This is a genomic window from Limnohabitans sp. Hippo3, from assembly GCF_003063665.1.
GTDB lineage: Bacteria > Pseudomonadota > Gammaproteobacteria > Burkholderiales > Burkholderiaceae_C > Limnohabitans_A.
The window spans coordinates 43,044-60,561 of the sequence record NZ_NESF01000006.1 but is presented as its reverse complement, the minus strand read 5'-3'; the positions used below and the strand labels follow the sequence as shown (position 1 = coordinate 60,561).

General features: G+C 60.8%; 18 protein-coding genes and 1 other RNA gene. 6 read left to right on the top strand and 13 right to left on the bottom strand.

Annotated elements, in window-relative coordinates:
- Positions 1 to 5: 5 nt before the first annotated feature.
- The 4 genes from purF to folC are packed head-to-tail and all read right to left on the bottom strand — an operon-like array spanning position 6 to position 4,144.
- A complete protein-coding gene (gene purF / locus B9Z34_RS08545; RefSeq protein WP_108427701.1) occupies positions 6 to 1,520 on the bottom strand; it encodes an amidophosphoribosyltransferase in 1,515 nt (504 codons plus the stop codon).
- Between the two features lie 39 nt (positions 1,521 to 1,559).
- Complete coding sequence (locus B9Z34_RS08540; protein WP_108427700.1) at positions 1,560 to 2,054, bottom strand: CvpA family protein; 495 nt, start codon at positions 2,052 to 2,054, stop codon at positions 1,560 to 1,562.
- A 1-nt stretch (position 2,055) separates the two neighbouring features.
- Complete coding sequence (locus B9Z34_RS08535) at positions 2,056 to 2,844, bottom strand: SPOR domain-containing protein (protein ID WP_108427699.1); 789 nt, start codon at positions 2,842 to 2,844, stop codon at positions 2,056 to 2,058.
- Between the two features lie 10 nt (positions 2,845 to 2,854).
- Entirely contained in the window at positions 2,855 to 4,144 is a 1,290-nt protein-coding gene (gene folC, locus B9Z34_RS08530) for a bifunctional tetrahydrofolate synthase/dihydrofolate synthase (protein WP_108427698.1), read from the bottom strand.
- Between the two features lie 50 nt (positions 4,145 to 4,194).
- On the opposite strand from folC, the gene B9Z34_RS08525 reads away from it, so the two are divergent.
- From B9Z34_RS08525 to argG, 4 genes are all read left to right on the top strand, one after another.
- A complete protein-coding gene (locus tag B9Z34_RS08525) occupies positions 4,195 to 4,539 on the top strand; it encodes an ArsC family reductase (protein WP_108427697.1) in 345 nt (114 codons plus the stop codon).
- A 122-nt stretch (positions 4,540 to 4,661) separates the two neighbouring features.
- Positions 4,662 to 5,276, top strand: a complete 615-nt coding sequence (locus B9Z34_RS08520) for a glycine zipper 2TM domain-containing protein (protein ID WP_108427696.1) — start codon at positions 4,662 to 4,664, stop codon at positions 5,274 to 5,276.
- Between the two features lie 132 nt (positions 5,277 to 5,408).
- Positions 5,409 to 5,726 (top strand): pyrimidine/purine nucleoside phosphorylase, encoded by a 318-nt coding sequence (locus B9Z34_RS08515; protein WP_108427695.1) that lies wholly within the window; start codon positions 5,409 to 5,411, stop codon positions 5,724 to 5,726.
- Between the two features lie 13 nt (positions 5,727 to 5,739).
- Entirely contained in the window at positions 5,740 to 7,080 is a 1,341-nt protein-coding gene (gene argG, locus B9Z34_RS08510) for an argininosuccinate synthase (protein WP_108427694.1), read from the top strand.
- A 323-nt stretch (positions 7,081 to 7,403) separates the two neighbouring features.
- Here argG and murB read toward each other — a convergent pair whose 3' ends face one another.
- The gene (gene murB / locus B9Z34_RS08505; protein WP_108427693.1) at positions 7,404 to 8,456 is read right to left on the bottom strand and encodes a UDP-N-acetylmuramate dehydrogenase; all 1,053 of its coding nucleotides are present in this window, start codon (positions 8,454 to 8,456) and stop codon (positions 7,404 to 7,406) included.
- A gap of 40 nt (positions 8,457 to 8,496) precedes the next feature.
- Here murB and B9Z34_RS08500 point away from each other — a divergent pair, with 40 nt between their 5' ends.
- The gene (locus B9Z34_RS08500) at positions 8,497 to 8,982 is read left to right on the top strand and encodes a YajQ family cyclic di-GMP-binding protein (protein ID WP_108427692.1); all 486 of its coding nucleotides are present in this window, start codon (positions 8,497 to 8,499) and stop codon (positions 8,980 to 8,982) included.
- A gap of 133 nt (positions 8,983 to 9,115) precedes the next feature.
- Here B9Z34_RS08500 and B9Z34_RS08495 read toward each other — a convergent pair whose 3' ends face one another.
- From B9Z34_RS08495 to B9Z34_RS08480, 4 genes are all read right to left on the bottom strand, one after another.
- The gene (locus B9Z34_RS08495) at positions 9,116 to 9,859 is read right to left on the bottom strand and encodes a 2OG-Fe dioxygenase family protein (RefSeq protein WP_108427691.1); all 744 of its coding nucleotides are present in this window, start codon (positions 9,857 to 9,859) and stop codon (positions 9,116 to 9,118) included.
- Between the two features lie 273 nt (positions 9,860 to 10,132).
- A complete protein-coding gene (locus tag B9Z34_RS08490) occupies positions 10,133 to 11,152 on the bottom strand; it encodes a methionine synthase (RefSeq protein WP_108427690.1) in 1,020 nt (339 codons plus the stop codon).
- A gap of 24 nt (positions 11,153 to 11,176) precedes the next feature.
- The gene (locus tag B9Z34_RS08485) at positions 11,177 to 12,196 is read right to left on the bottom strand and encodes an LLM class flavin-dependent oxidoreductase (protein WP_199220098.1); all 1,020 of its coding nucleotides are present in this window, start codon (positions 12,194 to 12,196) and stop codon (positions 11,177 to 11,179) included.
- Positions 12,197 to 12,239: 43 nt separating this feature from the next.
- The gene (locus B9Z34_RS08480; protein WP_108427689.1) at positions 12,240 to 13,955 is read right to left on the bottom strand and encodes a long-chain fatty acid--CoA ligase; all 1,716 of its coding nucleotides are present in this window, start codon (positions 13,953 to 13,955) and stop codon (positions 12,240 to 12,242) included.
- Between the two features lie 235 nt (positions 13,956 to 14,190).
- Here B9Z34_RS08480 and B9Z34_RS08475 point away from each other — a divergent pair, with 235 nt between their 5' ends.
- Positions 14,191 to 14,841 carry a response regulator gene (locus tag B9Z34_RS08475; protein ID WP_108427688.1) on the top strand — a complete coding sequence of 217 codons (651 nt, stop codon included), beginning with the start codon at positions 14,191 to 14,193 and terminating at the stop codon, positions 14,839 to 14,841.
- A 79-nt stretch (positions 14,842 to 14,920) separates the two neighbouring features.
- Here B9Z34_RS08475 and ssrA read toward each other — a convergent pair.
- The 4 genes from ssrA to ompA all read right to left on the bottom strand — a co-directional run bounded on the left by ssrA (position 14,921) and on the right by ompA (position 17,446).
- Positions 14,921 to 15,309, bottom strand: a transfer-messenger RNA (tmRNA) gene (gene ssrA, locus B9Z34_RS08470).
- A 13-nt stretch (positions 15,310 to 15,322) separates the two neighbouring features.
- Positions 15,323 to 15,988, bottom strand: a complete 666-nt coding sequence (locus B9Z34_RS08465; RefSeq protein WP_108427687.1) for an HAD-IA family hydrolase — start codon at positions 15,986 to 15,988, stop codon at positions 15,323 to 15,325.
- A 2-nt stretch (positions 15,989 to 15,990) separates the two neighbouring features.
- Positions 15,991 to 16,710 (bottom strand): bifunctional 2-polyprenyl-6-hydroxyphenol methylase/3-demethylubiquinol 3-O-methyltransferase UbiG, encoded by a 720-nt coding sequence (ubiG, locus tag B9Z34_RS08460; RefSeq protein WP_108427686.1) that lies wholly within the window; start codon positions 16,708 to 16,710, stop codon positions 15,991 to 15,993.
- 91 nt (positions 16,711 to 16,801) lie between these two features.
- Positions 16,802 to 17,446 carry an outer membrane protein OmpA gene (gene ompA, locus B9Z34_RS08455; protein WP_108427685.1) on the bottom strand — a complete coding sequence of 215 codons (645 nt, stop codon included), beginning with the start codon at positions 17,444 to 17,446 and terminating at the stop codon, positions 16,802 to 16,804.
- Between the last annotated feature and the right edge of the window lie 72 nt (positions 17,447 to 17,518).

Sequence of the window (17,518 nt, the reverse complement as noted above, 5' to 3'; positions counted from 1 at the left end):
TGGGCTCAATCGCTGGCGTTGGGCAAAGCCAAACGCGAATGGTCGTCGTCGCCCTCTTCCACCTGGGGGCGGGTTTGGTTCAAGCGGGTGATGTCGTCGATGGAAATGTCGCCTGTCACGTACACACCGTCGAAACAGGACGCATCAAAGTTGGACAGTGCCCCGGCAGCGTTGACACGCGCTTGGGCCACGGCGGTTTTCATGGCGTCCACGTCCTGGTAAATCAGGGCGTCGCAACCAATGATCTCGCGGATTTCTTCGATGCTGCGGCCGTGCGCCACCAACTCTTCTTTGGTGGGCATGTCGATGCCGTACACGTTGGGGTAGCGCACAGGCGGCGCGGCGCTGGCCATGTAGACCTTGCGGGCACCGGCATCACGTGCCATTTGCACAATCTCCCGGCTGGTGGTGCCGCGCACGATGGAGTCGTCCACCAGCAGCACATTGCGACCCTTGAATTCGCTCACGATGACGTTGAGCTTTTGACGCACCGACTTCTTGCGGACCGCCTGACCCGGCATGATGAAGGTGCGGCCCACATAACGGTTTTTCACAAAACCTTCGCGGTAGGGGATGCCCAGCAGGTGTGCGAGTTGCGTGGCGCTGGGGCGGCTGGACTCGGGGATTGGAATGACCACATCGATGTCGCTCGGTGGCACGGTGGAAATCACACGCTTGGCCAGGGTCTCGCCCAAGTTCAAGCGGGCCTGGTAGACCGAGATGCCATCCATGGTGGAATCAGGCCGGGCCAGATAGACGTATTCAAAAATGCAGGGACTCAACTGCGCCTTGTCGCTGCAGGGCTGGCTGTGCATCTGCCCCTGCAGGTCGACAAAAATCGCCTCGCCTGGCGCCACATCGCGCTCGAATTGGTGCCCTGTGCCATCGAGCGCCACCGACTCGCTGGCCAACATGATGGTGCCGTCGGCGCTGCGGCCCACGCACAAGGGGCGAATGCCGTGCGGGTCACGGAAAGCCACCAGGCCATGACCAGCGATCAGCGCGATCACCGCGTAAGAGCCTTTGACACGGCGGTTCACCCCGCGCACGGCCTCGAACACGTCCACCGGCTTCAGCGGCAAGCCGCGCGTGGTTTTTTCCAGCTCGTGGGCCAGCACGTTGAGCAGCACCTCGGAGTCGCTCTCGGTGTTGATGTGGCGGTGGTCGTTGGAAAACAATTCGGCCTTGAGCGCGTGCGCATTGGTCAGGTTGCCGTTGTGCACTAGCACCAGGCCAAAGGGGGCGTTCACATAAAACGGCTGCGCCTCTTCTTCGCTGAAGGCGTTACCCGCTGTCGGGTAACGCACCTGGCCCAGACCGCAATTGCCGGGCAAGCTGCGCATGTTGCGGGTGCGAAACACGTCGCGCACCATGCCCTTGGCCTTGTGCATGAAAAACTTGCGGTCCAGTTGCGTGACGATGCCTGCGGCATCCTGGCCACGGTGCTGCAGCAGCAGTAAGGCGTCGTAAATCAACTGATTGACCGGTGCGCTGCTGACAACGCCGACAATTCCACACATACTTTTAATCCGTTCAAAAATCGAACTGTCCCGAAAAACTCAGGGCAGATATTCCACAAAGGTCTGGGGCAAAAGGGGCTTCAGGCCCGTCAGGATGAGGTCCAGCCAAACCGGGCCTTGGGCCGACGTCCACCAGGTGTCACGCGCCATGCCCGTCAATTGCAGGACAACAGTCAAAGCCAACAACAGCACCAGTCCACGCGCCAAGCCGAACACACCGCCCAGCGTGCGATCGACCGGACGCAAACCGACCGTTTCCACCAGCTTCTTGATCAACCAGGACAACAAGCCAGCGGCAAAGACCGTGGCCATGAAAACCACCGCAAAAGCCACCGCGTACTGCACCGATTGGGGAGCGCCCTGGATCATGGGCAGCCAACCGACCACATCGGCTGCCAGCCACTGCGCCACCACAAAAGCAGCCACCCAGCCCGCCAGGGACAACACCTCATAGACCAGCCCGCGCCAAAGTCCCACCAGCATGGAGGCGAACAACACCCCCAACAAAACCCAATCGGTGAGGCTGACCGCCATGTCAGATCTTCAAGAAAGACACAGGCAAGTCGAGCTTGCGAATGCGGGCGGCCACTTTGTCGGCTTCTTCACGCGTTTCGAAAGGGCCCACACGGATGCGGGTCGTGCTCTTGCCGTCGCGCTCCACCATCTGGGTGTAGGTTTTCACGCCCGCTTGCTCCAGCTTGCTGCGCACTTCACGCACTTTGGCAGGATCGCTGAACGCGCCCACCTGGATCACGACGCGCCCAGCGGATGCCTTGACAGATTGCTTACCCTCCAGCAGTGCCTGGGCCTTGTCGCCATCGTCCTTGGGCTTCACGGGTGCGGGCTTGTCCGCCTTTACCGGGGCCGCGGCAGGGACATTCTGCTTAACCACGGGTTCTTTGTCTGGGGCTTTCGCAACTGGCGGAGCCACTTTGGCAGGCTCTGCCTGGGGGGCTGGCGAGGTGGGCGCGGGCGCAGGGACCACCTCTTCACGGGCATCCAGACTGGCTTGGGCCGTCACAGGCTCGGAGGCAGGCAACAATGGTTTGGCTGGGGCCTGGCTTGCGGGCACCGGGGTGCCGCTCGACAAGGGGGGTGTGCTTTGCCGGTCAGGAATCACGATGGGCGTGTCCACCGCGACAGGTCGGGGCTGGGTATCGAACAGCAGGGGAAATCCCACCACGGCCACCAGCACCAGCACCACAGCCCCCATCAAACGGTGCCGCGCGCGGCGGCGAACCACTTCGATGTTTTCGTTGGGGCCGGCAGTCACCGCTTCACCCGAAGCGGTTTGACCAGGAAATCGGAACTTGAAAAAGGCCATGGCGTGGTGCTCACGGGCTCAGGTGTTTGGCATGCAGACGCGGGATGCCGTCTTTCAAAACACCGCCCACGGTATAGAAGGAGCCAAAGACCACGATTCTATCAGCCGGGTCTGCCGCATCGATGGCCGCCTGCAGGGCCTGCATGGGGTCGGCGTGTACGCTCGAGGCGGTGTCGGTGCGGGTGTTTTGCGTTTGCCAGGCCTGCTGCAAATCGGCCGCTTTGGCGGCCCGGGGCAGGGGCAAATCGGTGAAATACCACTTATCCACCATCGGGTTGACCTTTTGCAGCATGGGCAAGAGGTCCTTGTCGGCCATGGCCCCCAGCACCGCGTGGGTGGTGGGGTAAAAGCCCATGGCGTCCAGGTTGGCCGCCAGTGCCGCCACCGAATGGGGGTTGTGCGCCACGTCCAGCACCAAAACCGGCTGGCCCGGCACGATCTGGAAGCGCCCAGGCAACTCCACCATGGCCAGACCGTTGCGCACCGCCTGGGCCGTGACGGGGATGCGCTGGCGCAAGGCGTCCAGCGCAGCCAACACACCCGAGGCGTTGATCAACTGGTTGGCCCCGCGCAAGGCCGGATAGGCCATGCCGCTGTAGCGGCGGTCGCGCCCCGCCCAGGCCCACTGCTGCTTGTCGCCCGAAAAATTGAAATCACGGCCAAACTGCCACAGATCAGCGCCGACTGCAGCCGCATGGTCGATCACGCTTTGCGGCGGCACCGGGTCGCTCACGATCACAGGCCGCCCGGCGCGCATGATGCCCGCCTTCTCAAAGCCAATGCTTTCGCGGTCTTTGCCCAAAATGGCCGTGTGGTCGATGTCGATGCTGGTGATCACAGCGCAGTCAGCGTCGATGATGTTCACCGCGTCCAGACGCCCGCCCAAACCGACCTCCAAAATCGCCACATCCAGGTTGGCGCGGGCCATCAGATGCAGGATGGCCAGTGTGCTGAACTCGAAATAGGTCAGGCTCACATCGCCCCGCACCGCTTCCACGGCGGCAAAAGCTTCGGCAAACACTTCGGCCGAAGCCGATTCGCCATGCAGGCGGCAGCGCTCTTCAAAATGCACCAGGTGCGGCGAGGTGTAGACGCCTGTGCGGTAACCGGCTTGCAGCAAAACGGCTTCGAGCATGGCGCAGGTCGAGCCCTTGCCATTGGTACCCGCCACGGTGATCACCGGGCAGTCGAAACGCAGCTGCATGCGGTCGGCCACGGTTTTCACGCGGTCCAGCCCCATGTCTATGGCCACGGGGTGTAACTGCTCGCACCAGTCGAGCCATTCCTGTAGAGTCTTCATAGGCGGCGATTGTCGCCCAGTCTTGTCACTTTCCCTTGGATCAAATCCCCATGGACCCCATTGTTTACGGCATTCCCAATTGCGACACCGTCAAAAAAGCCCGCACCTGGCTCACTGACCAGGGCTTGAACGCGGCATTTCACGATTTCAAAAAACAAGGCGTGCCCGAGGCGCAGCTGGACACGTGGCTGGACGCGGTGGGCTGGGAAACCCTGCTCAACCGCAAAGGCACCACCTGGCGCAAGCTGGACGCCGCGGTGCAAGCCAGCGTGACCGACAGCGCCAGCGCCAAAAAAGTCATGCTCGAACACGCCAGCACCATCAAGCGGCCGGTCATTGCCTGGCCCTCGGGGCAAATCACCATCGGGTTCACACCCGAGCAGTGGCCTGCCTGAACCGCGAATCGGTGAATCGACGCTCGATCGGGTGCCAGCTACAAAACTTTACGATCTCGCCATACGCCAGACAGCTCGGTCGGCATAAACTTCATTTCGCGCCCGCCGCAAAGAACCATTTCATGAAAAAACACGCCACCATCGCTTTGATCTGTGTCACAGCCGCTTGGGCGCACGGCCAGGAAGTCGGTCAAGTGCTTTCGCGCACCCCGGTTTACCAACAGGTGGCTGTGCCGCGCCAGACCTGTACGACCCCACCCCCCTCAGTCCCAGCGCAAACGTCTGGCGGAGGTGCCATCATCGGCGCGATCACCGGGGGGTTGATTGGCAGCCAGCTGGGCGGCCGCGACAGCCAAGGCATCGCCACCATGGCCGGGATGATCGGCGGTGCAGTCCTGGGCAACAATGTGGAAGGCCAAAACGCATCCACGCCAACCACCACCTGCACCACCCAAACCGTCTACGAAAACCGCCTGATCGGCTACAACGTGGCCTATGAATATGCGGGCAAGCAATACAACGTTCAGTTGCCCCAAGACCCCGGCCCGACCATCCCACTGCAAGTCACGCCCATGGTCGCCCCACGTTCGCAAGCGCCCGAGGCCCCCGCAGTGATCACCGAGTCGCGCGTGGTGTATTTGCCCACTCCTGTGTACCGCAGCTACCCACCCGTCTACAGCCACGTGACCATGGGCTGGGGGTGGCCCCCTGTGCACCGACATGGGCACTGGCGCTGAGCAGCCCCTTCCCCATCCGCTGCGGTCAGACCCGGCGTCTGGCCTAAAATGCCAGGTTGATTTGCCGCAAAGGGCGTCTCAAGACGCCCTTTTGCATTGACGCGGCAACCACCGCCCCAGAAAGCACACTCCATGACCACCGAAAAAATCGACGGCGTCTCCGTCAACACCCAAGCCAATGTTTACTTTGACGGCAAATGCGTCAGCCACGGCCTGACCCTGCCCGACGGCACCAAGCTGTCGGTGGGCGTGATCCTGCCGTCCACCCTGACTTTCAACACAGGAGCCCCAGAAATCATGGAATGCGTAGGCGGCTTTTGCGAATACAAGCTCGACGGCAGCGACACCTGGGTCAAGTCCAGCGCAGGCGAAGAGTTCAGCATTCCTGGTAACTCCAAATTCGAAATCCGCGTGACCGAGCCCTACCACTACATCTGCCACTTCGGCTGATCGGATTCAGAACATGAGCACCATCCTGCAAAACCTGCCCAAAGGGCAAAAAGTCGGCATCGCCTTCTCGGGCGGCCTGGACACCTCTGCCGCCCTGCTGTGGATGAAGCAAAAGGGCGCCCTGCCCTACGCCTACACCGCCAACCTGGGCCAGCCTGACGAAGCCGACTACAACGAGATTCCCCGCAAGGCGATGGAATACGGCGCAGAAAAAGCCCGCCTGGTCGACTGCCGCACCCAGCTGGCGCACGAAGGTATCGCCGCCATCCAGTGCGGCGCCTTCCACATTTCCACCGGTGGCATCACCTACTTCAACACCACCCCGCTCGGCCGCGCCGTGACCGGCACCATGCTGGTGGCCGCCATGAAGGAAGACGACGTCAACATCTGGGGCGACGGCAGCACCTTCAAGGGCAACGACATCGAACGCTTTTACCGCTACGGCCTGCTCACCAACCCGAGCCTCAAGATCTACAAGCCCTGGCTCGACCAGCTGTTCATCGACGAGCTGGGTGGCCGCGCCGAAATGAGCGCTTTCATGACGGCCAACGGCTTTGGCTACAAGATGAGCGCCGAAAAGGCCTACAGCACCGACAGCAACATGTTGGGCGCGACCCACGAAGCCAAGGACCTGGAAAGCCTGCAAAGCGGCATGAAGATCGTCAACCCCATCATGGGCGTGGCGTTCTGGAAGCCCGAGGTGGAAGTCAAAGCCGAAGAAGTAAGCGTGCGCTTTGAAGAAGGCATGCCCGTTGCGCTGAATGGCGTCGAATACGCCGACCCGGTCGAACTGTTCCTCAAGGCCAACGAAATCGGCGGCCGCCACGGCCTGGGCATGAGCGACCAGATCGAAAACCGCATCATCGAAGCCAAGAGCCGCGGCATCTACGAAGCCCCCGGCATGGCGCTGCTGCACATCGCCTATGAGCGCCTGGTCACCGGCATCCACAACGAAGACACCATCGAGCAGTACCGCATCAACGGCCTGCGCCTGGGCCGCTTGCTGTACCAGGGCCGCTGGTTCGACCCGCAGTCCATCATGCTGCGCGAAACCGCCCAGCGCTGGGTGGCCCGCGCCGTGACCGGCACCGTGACGCTGGAACTTCGCCGTGGCAACGACTACAGCATCCTGAACACCGAATCGGCCAACCTGACTTACGCCCCCGAGCGTTTGTCGATGGAAAAAGTGGAAGATGCGCCGTTCAGCCCGCTCGACCGCATTGGCCAACTGACCATGCGCAACCTCGACATCACCGACACCCGCGGCAAGTTAGGCATCTACGCCCACACGGGCCTGCTGTCGGTGGGCGAAGGCCCCCACATCTACAAGCTGGATGGCAACGGCAAGAAGTGATTTTTTGCTGCTCCAATAAAAAACGGCCTTCGGGCCGTTTTTTGTTATGAGCTTGGTTTTGTGCGAGTTTTCCGCCTTGTTGCGGGTGCCTGCCGGCTCGCCTCATAACTCGCTTCGCTCGCCAAATCGGCGAGTCCGGCAGGCACCCGCACCAAGGCTGCGTCCGTTGAAACACAAGCGGGTATTGAGCTCTTTGGAAATCTTTGGCAGTGCAGCACCGGGTTGGGGCCTGAGCGGATCGGCCGATTTGGCGAGCGAAGCGAGTTATGAGGCCGACCGCTCAGGCCCCAACCCGTCGCGGAACAGCACCACAGAAGCAAAAATCAAATCACAACAGGCTCAGGCTCCAGCCGAATCCCAAACCGCTCATACACACTGGTCTGGATGGCCCGGGCCAAAGTCATCACCTCCCCCCCCGTGCAGGGGTTCTCGCGCCCACCCCGGTTGACCAGCACCAACGCCTGCTTCTCATAGACGCCTGCGTGGCCCACGCTCTTGCCTTTCCAGCCGCAGGCGTCGATCAACCAACCTGCCGCCAGCTTGATGCTGCCGTCGGGCATGGGGTAATGCACCACTTTCGGGTCGCGGGCGATGATGTCGGCGCATTGCTCCGGCGTCACGGTGGGGTTCTTGAAAAAGCTGCCGGCGTTGCCGATCACGGCCGGGTCGGGCAGTTTGGCGCGGCGGATCGCCACGACCCAATCAAAAATCTGCCGGGCATCGGGGTTGTAGATGCCGGTCTCGGCCATCTTGCGCTCCAGATCCAGGTAACCCAGCTCAGGCTTCCAGCGCTTGGGCAGCGCGAACCTCACCCGAAAAATCACCGCACGGCCTGCCAGGCCCAGGCCATCTAGGCCGCCCGATGCGTGTTTGAACACCGAATCGCGGTAGCTAAAGCCGCACTGCGCCGCATTCAAGGTGAACATCTTGCCCGTGAACAGGTCAATGGCGTCGAGCGCGTCAAAGCGGTCCTGCAGCTCCACGCCATAGGCGCCAATGTTCTGCACGGGTGATGCGCCCACGGTGCCGGGGATCAGGGCCATGTTTTCCAGGCCCGGGTAGCCGTTGTCCAGGGTCCAGGCCACCAATGCGTGCCAGTCCACACCAGCACCGGCTTCAATGATCCAGTGTTTGTCGGTCTCGGAAGCCAGGCGAATGCCGGGCACCTCCATCTTGAGCACCAGGGCCTTGACGTCCCCGGTCAGAACGATGTTGCTGCCGCCGCCCAGCACCTGCCGGGGCACGGTGGCGAGTTGCGGGTCGGCTAAAACAGCCAAGAGATCGGCTTCGGAACGTACCCGCACCAAAGCCTGGGCCTTGGCGGCGATGCCGAACGTGTTGTACGGCTGCAGGGGGACATTTTTCTCCAGGTTCATGGGAGAATTGTCGCATTCTCAACCTCGGATTTTTTCTGCCATGCCCTCGTTTGATACCGTTTGCGAACCCAATATGGTCGAAGTGCGCAACGCCGTTGACACCTCTGCCAAAGAAATCGGCACCCGTTTCGACTTCAAAGGCACTTCCGCTGCCATCGAGCTCAAGGACAAAGAGATCACGATGTTCGGCGATGCCGAGTTTCAGCTCACGCAGGTCGAAGACATCCTGCGCAACAAGCTGACCAAGCGCAACGTGGACGTGCGCTTTCTGGACATTGGCAAAGTCGAGAAAATCGGCGGCGACAAGGTCAAACAGGTCATCAAGGTGAAAAACGGCATCGAGACCGAAGACGCCAAGAAAATCACCAAAGTGATCAAGGAAAGCAAGCTGAAGGTGCAGGCGTCCATCCAGGGCGATGCCGTGCGTGTGACCGGCGCCAAGCGCGACGACCTACAGGCTGCCATGGCCCTGCTGCGCAAGGACATGACCGAGCTGCCGCTGTCGTTTGACAACTTCAGGGATTGATGGCGCGGGGCCAGGCCTTCGTTTGTCGCCATCGACTGGATCGGAAGCCATGGCTTTGACCGACATAGATACCCGGTCAAGCCGGGTATGACGAATCTGAATAGCCGGATATAACGGCCTGAACGCCCACAAATCAGGCGGGCTCGTCCAAAAAGCCTTCTGCGCGCAGCGTGACGACCAAGGTGTCGCGCCAGCCGCCTGCTTGCTCTGGCTGGATTGGCGTAGTTTCATGAATCACCCGGCTGTCGTCCAGCAGGAGCAATGACCAAGGCTCGGTCAGGGTGAAGCGCTGGCCCCGTGGGCTGTCCATGTCGAACACCCGGGTTTCGCCGCCTTTGATGCCGTGGCGACCGACCAAAAACACCGCCACCCAATTTACCCCGTCCCGGTGCGCCCCCTCTGGCGTGGGGCGGCCAATGCCGTCGGTGGTGTCGATGCGGAACTGATGCGCCTCGGTGAACCAGGTCTGATCGCCCTGCGCGGCTGAAGCCACACGGGCCAGCCAAAGCAACAATTTTTGCCAAGCCACCTGCTGTACCACCTCGGGGGCCATGGGCTCAAACCAGCGCTGCATGCCGCCGTGCAAAGCGTTGTAAGACAGGGGTTGCCAATGGGCACGGTGCGCCACGGCCATGGCCCGGTCTGCCGTGACTTCAAAGCTGGCGTGACGACGGCGCCGGTAGCGTCCACCGTCCTTGAGGTACTGGTCCGGTGGCAAATCGCTCCAGCTGGGCTCCAGTGCCAGCAAGTCCTCGATCTGCACACCTGCCAAAGCGCAGACAGTGGCAGCCCCAAGCACCGCAAAGCCTTGCGTGGCCAAGGTGGCGTTGAGCTGGTCGGCTGGGGTCAATGGCGGCAGCAGGGTTTGTTGAGGCATGAAAACGTCCGAGAAATCAGGCAAAGGATGCAAGCATAACGCGGACCCCAAGCCTTCTCGGTCTGCCAACCACCATGGCGGCAGTTTCACAGCTGCATGTGGGGGTATCTATGCGTGCTTGAAAGCATGGACACCCGATCAAGTCGGGTGTGACCCATTGCGAATCGTGGACCCCTGATGGGTCGGGTGTTACCCATATGAAATCAGAGGCGACAACAGCGTGGTGTCATACCCGCGAATGCGGGTCTCCATGAAATGACCGCAGCTGCGCTTTCAGGCGTAGCGCTGGCTGGCCAGCTTGGCCCCTTCGGCCAGGGCCTTGAGCTTGGCTTCCGCCACCGCGCGGCTCATCGGGGCCAGGCCACAGTTGGTGCAGGCGATCAGGTGCTGTTTGGGCACAAACTGCAGGGCACGGCCAATGGTGTCGGCAATTTCCTCGGGCGTTTCGATGGCCGGGTTGGCCACGTCGATCACGCCGACCATCACGTCCTTGCCTTCGAGCAACTTCATCAGCTCCATCGGCACATGCGAGTGCATGCACTCCAGACTCACTTGCTGGATGCTGCTCTTGGCCAGGGCCGGAAACACCTTTTCATACTGGCGCCATTCCTCGCCCAGTGTCTCTTTCCATTTGTTGTTGGCTTCGATGCCGTAGCCGTAGCAAATGTGGACGGCCGTGGTGCAAGTCAGGCCACGCGCGGCCACCTCCAGGGCCTTGACACCCCAGTCGGCCGCTTCGTCCATGTAGACGTTGAAGGCCGGTTCGTCGAACTGGATGATGTCCACGCCATCGGCTTGCAACGCCAGCGCTTCCTGGTTGAGCAGCTCGGCAAAAGCCATGGCCATCTTGACCTTGTCGCCATAAAAGCGGTCGGCCACGGTGTCCACGATGGTCATCGGGCCGGGCAAGGTGAATTTCAGTTTCTTTTTCGTATGGGCGCGGGCCAGCTGGGCCTCAAAAGCATGCACACGGCCCTTGAGGCGCAGCGGCGCGATGACTTGTGGCACCTGCGCGTCGTAGCGGTTGTTGCGGATGCCCATGGTGACTTTGTTCACGAAGTCAATGCCCTCGACCTGCTCCACAAAGCCGTGCACAAAGTGCTGGCGGGCTTGCTCGCCGTCACCGATCACGTCCAGGCCCGCGTCTTCCTGCTGTTTGATCCACAGCAGCGTGGCGTCGGCCTTGGCTTGTTGCAACTCGGGTCCTTGGGTTTTCCACTGGGGCCAGAGTTTTTCGGTCTCGGCCAACCAGGCGGGTTTGGGCAAGCTGCCAGCGATCGCGATGGTGAACATGTCAAAAATCCTTGGGGTTAAAAATCAAAGCGCAGAGTTTGCCGTCAATGCAAATTCTTGGGCGAGCAGCTCGTAAGAACGCATTTGGGCTGCAGGGTCATGCGTCCAGGTGATGACCACCAGTTCATCAACCTCCAGCCGCGCCGCCAGTTGGCGCAACTTGCGGCCCACGGTGGCGGCCGAGCCGATCAGGGCCGATTCGCGCAGGCGCTGCAGGGCGAACTGCTCAGCCGGGCTGTAATCACGCGCCGCTTCTTCGGGTGGCAAAAGAGGCCCGATGCGGCCCAAATTCCGGTCCATCTTCCAGCGGGCACGGCTCTCGAACAGGCGCAGCGCCTCTTCGTCGGTGTCGGCCGCCAGGGCCCAGACGCACAGCGCGGCGGAGGGTTTGGCCAAGCCCGCGCTGGGGCGGAAGGTTTCGCGGTAAATCTGCAGCGCCTCGTCTGCGCCCTGCCCGTCGGTGATGAAGTAGGCAAACGCATAGGGCAGACCCAAATGCGCCGCCAATTGGGCGCCGTAGTCTGAGCTGCCCAGCATCCACACCGTGGGCGCGGTGCCCGATTGCGGGTAGGCGTAGACGTTGTGCCCCGGGTGACCCGGTGGCAGGTTCTGCCCGCTCACCCAAGCTTGCAGCTCCATGACCTGCTGCGGAAAGCGCTCCGAAGCGCTGCGGTCGGGGTTGAGCAGTTGTGCGGTGCGACCGTCGCTGCCGGGGGCGCGGCCCACACCCAGATCAATGCGACCCGGGGCCAGCGCGTCCAGCACGCGAAACTGCTCAGCCACCTTCAGCGGCGCGTAGTGCGGCAACATCACCCCCGCGCTGCCGATGCGGATGCGCTGGGTGCGAGCGGCAATGGCGGCCATCAAAACCTCAGGGGCACTGCCCACGATGCTGGGATGGCTGTGGTGCTCGCTCACCCAGAAACGGTCATAACCCCAGGCCTCGGCCTTTTGCGCCAGCGCCAGCGTCTGGCGAATGGTCGCGTCCTGACCGCGCCCGGAGGCAGCGGCCGATTGGTCAAGGATGGAAAGTCTCAGGCTCATTTAGTGTTTCAAACAGGAACTCAGGCTTTTGCCTACCGGGCGTTCACGCTTTTGCTGGTGTGGCCAAGGCGGCCAATTCGGCCTCTTGCAGTGCCCGCCACATGACTTTGCCGCTGCCGCTCTTGGGCAAGGCATCGACAAAACTCACAGCGCGGGGCATTTTGTAAACGGCCATGTTCTCACGGCACCAGTCCATGATGTCCTGCTCGGACACTTTGCCCTTGTGGTCTTGCCGCAAAACCACCACCGCCTTGACCGATTCGCCCCGGTATGCATCGCGTGTGGCGATGATGCAGGCCTCCTGGATGGCGGGGTGGCGGAACATCAGTGCCTCGACCTCGGCCGGCCAGACCTTGAAGCCGCTGGCATTGATCATGCGCTTCAGGCGGTCGGTCATGAAAAAGTAACCCTGCTCATCGACCCGGCCCATGTCGCCCGAACGGAAAAACCGGAACCCATCGCGCTCAAAAAACGCCGCCGCTGTCGCCTCCGGCCGCTTCCAATAGCCCTTGAACACCTGCGGCCCACTGATCACGATCTCGCCCGACTCGCCGGGCGGCAATTCGGCCAGGGTCTCGGGGTCAACGATGCGCGACTCCACGCTCATGAAGGGGATGCCCAGGCACTGTTTTTTTGGCGCATCGGGCGGGTTGGTGTGCGAAGGCGCGGCGGTCTCGGTCAGGCCATAGCCCTCCACATAACGCAGTCCAAACTGGTCCAGCAAACGCTGGGCCACCGCCTCGGGCATGGCCGCACCACCACCACCGATGTAGGTCAAGCTGGTCAAGTCATAGCGGTCCATGTGCGGGCTGCCCAGCAGGTCGATCACCATAGTCGGGATGTTGGTCCAGTGCGTCACACGCCATTTGGAGATCAAATGCCCCGCCACATCGCGGTCCCAGCGCGGCATCACCACCAGGCTGGCACCCAGCAAGATGCTGGTGTGCATCACGCTCACCATGCCGGTGATGTGGAACATGGGCACCACGCACAGGGTCACGTTTTCCGGCGTGCCATTGCCCCACAGGCCACTGGACATGGCATTGTGCATGATGGTGCCATGTGTGTGCATGCAGCCCTTGGGCAGCCCGGTGGTGCCGCTGGTGTAGGGCAAGATGGCCAGGTCGTCAGGTTTGGCCTGGGGTGGCGGCAAAGCCACGGCGGGCTGCGCCATCACAGCGGACCAGGCATGTACCTGACCCGAGCTCAAAACCGGCAAATCGCGCACGGGCAGTAACCAAGGCCGCCAGGCGTCTGGCATGTCATCGGGCCCCAGGGCAGCCGGGTCAAACACATCGGTGAACTGCGTCACCACCAGGTGTTTCAGGCGGTGCTCGGAGGGCAAAGCCTCGCTGGCCTGCGCCAAGTCCGGGGCCAAATCGGCCGTGGTCACTGCGACTTTCGTGTCCGGGTCGGTGATGTAGTGCTTGAGCTCTTCGGCCCGGTTCATCGGATTGACCGGCACCACCACCGCGTCGATGCGCAAAATGGCAAAGTGCGTGATCACCAGCTGCGGGCAGTTCTGCATGTCCAGCACCACGCGGTCACCCGCTTGTACGCCCAAAGCCTTGAGCTGCCCCGCCAGCTGCTCGGCGCTGGCCATCAACTCACGGTAAGTCCAGACCCGGCCCATGAACACCAACGCGGCTTTGTCGGGGTATCGCAAGGCGCTGATCGCCAGGTTCGTCCACAGGGACGTGGCAGGCGCAGTGATCCGGAAGGGCAGGCGCGCAGGCCAGACAGCAGCGTGTGCGGGCATCAGCAAACTCCTCTATGAAGGTGGTGCTGCATGTTAATCGCCCAACACCTTTGGCGTCGGTCTGACTTTGTCGCGGCGGAGACCAAGCCAAGGTGCTATGAAATCCATTTCAATTTGGAACTCTTCACGAAAAGAGCGCCTATTGGGCAGTAAAGTTTCGAAAGAAAATCTTTTAATATTTTTTAAGATTATTCATAGAATGTTTTTTATACTTTTATTACTAAAATAAACCATCATGCAAACAAATACCACTCCTGACACCCCAGAAGACTACTGCGGCACCACCTATGCAGCCAAGCTGCTGGGGCTGTCGGTCGGTACGATTCAAACACTGGTCGAAAAAAATGAGCTGCAAGCTTGGAAGACGCAAGGAGGCCATCGCCGGATATCGATGCCCTCTATCCGCGAATACCAACGCAAGCACAACATGCTGACCATCCCCAACGAGCCACGCGACAACCGTCTTCGCGTATTGCTCGTCGAAGACGATGCGGTCACCCGTGAAATGCTGCGCGGCTACTGCAACCGTTCCAGCATGCCGGTCGACTGCACGGCCATGTCATCCGGCTTGGAGGCCTTGATCGACATCTCCAGCATCAAACCCGATGTGCTGATCACAGATTTGGACATGCCCGGCGTGGACGGCTTTGAATTGCTGCGAACCCTTCGTCAAAACCAGCAATTCAACCGCATGACCACCTTGGTGTTGTCTGCCTTGACTCCAGAAGAAGTTGAAGCCAAAGGCGGCCTGCCAGAAGGCACCATCTTCATGGCCAAGCCCATCAACATGGACTGGTTCAACGGCTTCTTCACCGCCTTCCTGGCCGGCAGGTACATTGAACTGCACACGCAGGACAACAACAAAACTGCGGCTGCTCAAGCCTGATCAGCCCCACCAGGGCAAGCCCAACCACCCAAAAAGAAAAGCCGCTGGGTATTAACCCAGCGGCTTTTTTGCTTGCATATGGTGGAGCTGGGGGGATTTGAACCCCCGTCCATAAGCCTTTTTCGTACAGTTCTACATGTGTAGTCGTCTGATTTGAGTCTCGCCAAATGCACCGCGCAGCGACACGCTGAACACCCAGCCAGCACCCTTTTTTCTCACACCACCCCAAGGTACCCGAGGTGATGCCAGCCCATATGTTTTACCTTGCAGCTAGGACTTTGGAGGCTTTGACACCCCCATCACCCTAACCCAGCCTATCGGCCAACTGTTGCAAGGCTCACCGGATTAAGCGGCGAGTGCGAAACGTTCGTCGTTTGCAGTTAGTTTTTTTTCCGAAGATTAACGAGGATCAGAACCTCGACATGCCCTGCCACGCGTCCGAACCCATGTCGAAACCAGTGCAGCCCCTGAGCCTACTATTTTAGGCGCTCTGGAGGAATTTCAAGAGGTCCATCGGAGAATCAATGTGCAAATGGGCATTCCAGCGAGAAATATCAGCCTGTTGGCCCAAATAACCGTAGGTGGCCGCCACGGTGCCCATGCCTGCAGCCAAACCCGCCACGATGTCGCGTTCGTCGTCGCCCACATACACACAACGCGACGGGTCGACCGACAAACGCCGCGCAGCTTCGAACAGGGGTTCAGGGTGCGGCTTGGCGTGGGGCGTGGTGTTACCGCTGACAATCGCCCCGGCTGTGGCAAACAGATCCATGGCCAGGGTCAGGGGATCGGTAAATCGGCTGGATTTGTTTGTCACCACCCCCCAAGGCAATCCTTGCGCGACCAAACGGGCCACCATGTCGGCCACGCCCTCAAAGATGCGGGTGCGCTCGGTCATGCAACTTTCGTAATTGACGAAAAACTCCTCCTTCATGGCCTCGAAGTCGGGGTGTTCGGGCGTCATGCCGAAGGCGATGCCCAGCATGCCCCGTGCCCCGGCGCCAGCCATGGGTCGGTAGTGATCAAGGGGAAAAGACGGCAAACCGCGATCGGTGCGCATTTTGTCTGCCGCCGCACCCAAGTCCGGGGCACTGTCGATGAGTGTGCCGTCCAGATCAAACAGAACAGCTTGTACGTTGTGGAACATGGTCAGGCTTTCCGGCACGCCAGCAAGTAGTTCACGCTGGTGTCCTGACTGAGCCAGTAACGCTTGGTGAAGGGGTTGTATTCCATGCCTTTGAACCCTTGCGCATCCAGCCCGGCTTCACGTGCCCAAGCCGTGAGTTCGCTGGGTTTGATCAGGCGCGCAAACTCGTGCGTGCCTTTGGGCAAGAGTTTCAGGATGTATTCGGCCCCGACGATGGCAAACAGGAAGGATTTGGGGTTGCGGTTGAGCGTGGAAAAAAACACCCAGCCACCGGGCTTGACCATTTGGGCACAGGCCTTGACCACCGACGCGGGGTCGGGCACGTGTTCCAGCATTTCCATGCAGGTGACCACATCGAACTGCGCGGGCTGCTCTGCGGCCAGCGCCTCAGCGCTGATTTCGCGGTATTGCACACCTTGTGTTCCGGCCTCGAGCGCATGCAACTGGGCCACTTTGAGGGATTTGGTGGCCAGATCCACGCCCAGCACCTGCGCGCCCTTGCGGGCCATGGCATCGGCCAGGATGCCACCACCGCAGCCCACATCCACCACCTTCAAGCCCCCCAGGGGCACCAGGCCATGAATCCATTCCAGGCGCAGCGGGTTGATCTGGTGCAGGGGACGGAATTCGCTTTCAGGGTCCCACCATCGGTGGGCCAGATCAGAGAACTTGGCCAATTCGGCCGGATCAACATTGGAAGCGTGGGTGATGGGTGCAGTCATGAGCTGAATTGTCGGTCAACAGGGGGTTGGTCAGAAAAAACGGCCAAAAAAAAGCCCCATTGCTGGGGCTTTTGGGGTGATCTGGAGCAGATCAGTTGGCGCGTGTGCCAACCACTTCGATTTCCACGCGGCGGTTCTTGGAACGGCCAGCAGAAGTCTTGTTGTCGGCAACTGGCTGCTTCTCGCCTTTGCCTTCGGTGTAAACACGGTTTTTCTCGATGCCCTTGGTCACCAAGTAAGCCTTCACAGCGTCAGCGCGCTTGACAGACAGCTTCTGGTTGTAAGCATCGGAGCCCACGGAGTCGGTATGACCCACAGCGATGATGACTTCCAGGTTGATGCCTTTGACTTTACCGACCAGGTCGTCCAGCTTGGCTTTGCCTTCGGCTTTCAACACGGCTTTGTCGAAATCAAAGAAAGCGTCAGCAGCGTAGGTCACCTTGGTGGCCGCAGCGGGTGCTGGTGCAGGTGCAGCGGCCTTGGGAGCAGGTGCTGGGGCAGCTTGAGGGGCTGGAGCTGGAGCTGGAGCAGCTTTAGGAGCCACGATGGCACCGTCGCAACCAGCGGCTGCAGTGGCGGGAGTCCAGTTGGCATCACGCCAGCACAGTTCTTGGGTGCCGTTTTTCCAGACGAGGTCGCCGGAACCGTTACGCCAGTTGTCAACCGATTGAGCGCCTGCGGCTGTTACGAGAGCTGCGGAGGCAAACAACATCGCCACTTTGTTGAATTTCTTCATGGTCTTCCTCTTGAGGGATAAAGCCGCAGACTCGCTGCGAAAAAAATACGTTTCAGATGACCGTCACCTGAA

What these genes read in the sequence shown, in the direction of transcription:
- B9Z34_RS08480 (WP_108427689.1), bottom strand. Translation starts at nt 13,955, where the DNA reads ATGCCCGCACACGCTGCTGTCTGGCCTGCGCGCCTGCCCTTCCGGATC.
- B9Z34_RS08500 (WP_108427692.1), top strand. Translation starts at nt 8,497, where the DNA reads ATGCCCTCGTTTGATACCGTTTGCGAACCCAATATGGTCGAAGTGCGC.
- murB (WP_108427693.1), bottom strand. Translation starts at nt 8,456, where the DNA reads ATGAACCTGGAGAAAAATGTCCCCCTGCAGCCGTACAACACGTTCGGC.
- B9Z34_RS08485 (WP_199220098.1), bottom strand. Translation starts at nt 12,196, where the DNA reads ATGAGCCTGAGACTTTCCATCCTTGACCAATCGGCCGCTGCCTCCGGG.
- B9Z34_RS08490 (WP_108427690.1), bottom strand. Translation starts at nt 11,152, where the DNA reads ATGTTCACCATCGCGATCGCTGGCAGCTTGCCCAAACCCGCCTGGTTG.
- B9Z34_RS08520 (WP_108427696.1), top strand. Translation starts at nt 4,662, where the DNA reads ATGAAAAAACACGCCACCATCGCTTTGATCTGTGTCACAGCCGCTTGG.
- B9Z34_RS08535 (WP_108427699.1), bottom strand. Translation starts at nt 2,844, where the DNA reads ATGGCCTTTTTCAAGTTCCGATTTCCTGGTCAAACCGCTTCGGGTGAA.
- B9Z34_RS08495 (WP_108427691.1), bottom strand. Translation starts at nt 9,859, where the DNA reads ATGCCTCAACAAACCCTGCTGCCGCCATTGACCCCAGCCGACCAGCTC.
- B9Z34_RS08515 (WP_108427695.1), top strand. Translation starts at nt 5,409, where the DNA reads ATGACCACCGAAAAAATCGACGGCGTCTCCGTCAACACCCAAGCCAAT.
- ompA (WP_108427685.1), bottom strand. Translation starts at nt 17,446, where the DNA reads ATGAAGAAATTCAACAAAGTGGCGATGTTGTTTGCCTCCGCAGCTCTC.
- ubiG (WP_108427686.1), bottom strand. Translation starts at nt 16,710, where the DNA reads ATGACTGCACCCATCACCCACGCTTCCAATGTTGATCCGGCCGAATTG.
- folC (WP_108427698.1), bottom strand. Translation starts at nt 4,144, where the DNA reads ATGAAGACTCTACAGGAATGGCTCGACTGGTGCGAGCAGTTACACCCC.
- B9Z34_RS08475 (WP_108427688.1), top strand. Translation starts at nt 14,191, where the DNA reads ATGCAAACAAATACCACTCCTGACACCCCAGAAGACTACTGCGGCACC.
- B9Z34_RS08465 (WP_108427687.1), bottom strand. Translation starts at nt 15,988, where the DNA reads ATGTTCCACAACGTACAAGCTGTTCTGTTTGATCTGGACGGCACACTC.
- B9Z34_RS08540 (WP_108427700.1), bottom strand. Translation starts at nt 2,054, where the DNA reads ATGGCGGTCAGCCTCACCGATTGGGTTTTGTTGGGGGTGTTGTTCGCC.
- purF (WP_108427701.1), bottom strand. Translation starts at nt 1,520, where the DNA reads ATGTGTGGAATTGTCGGCGTTGTCAGCAGCGCACCGGTCAATCAGTTG.
- argG (WP_108427694.1), top strand. Translation starts at nt 5,740, where the DNA reads ATGAGCACCATCCTGCAAAACCTGCCCAAAGGGCAAAAAGTCGGCATC.
- B9Z34_RS08525 (WP_108427697.1), top strand. Translation starts at nt 4,195, where the DNA reads ATGGACCCCATTGTTTACGGCATTCCCAATTGCGACACCGTCAAAAAA.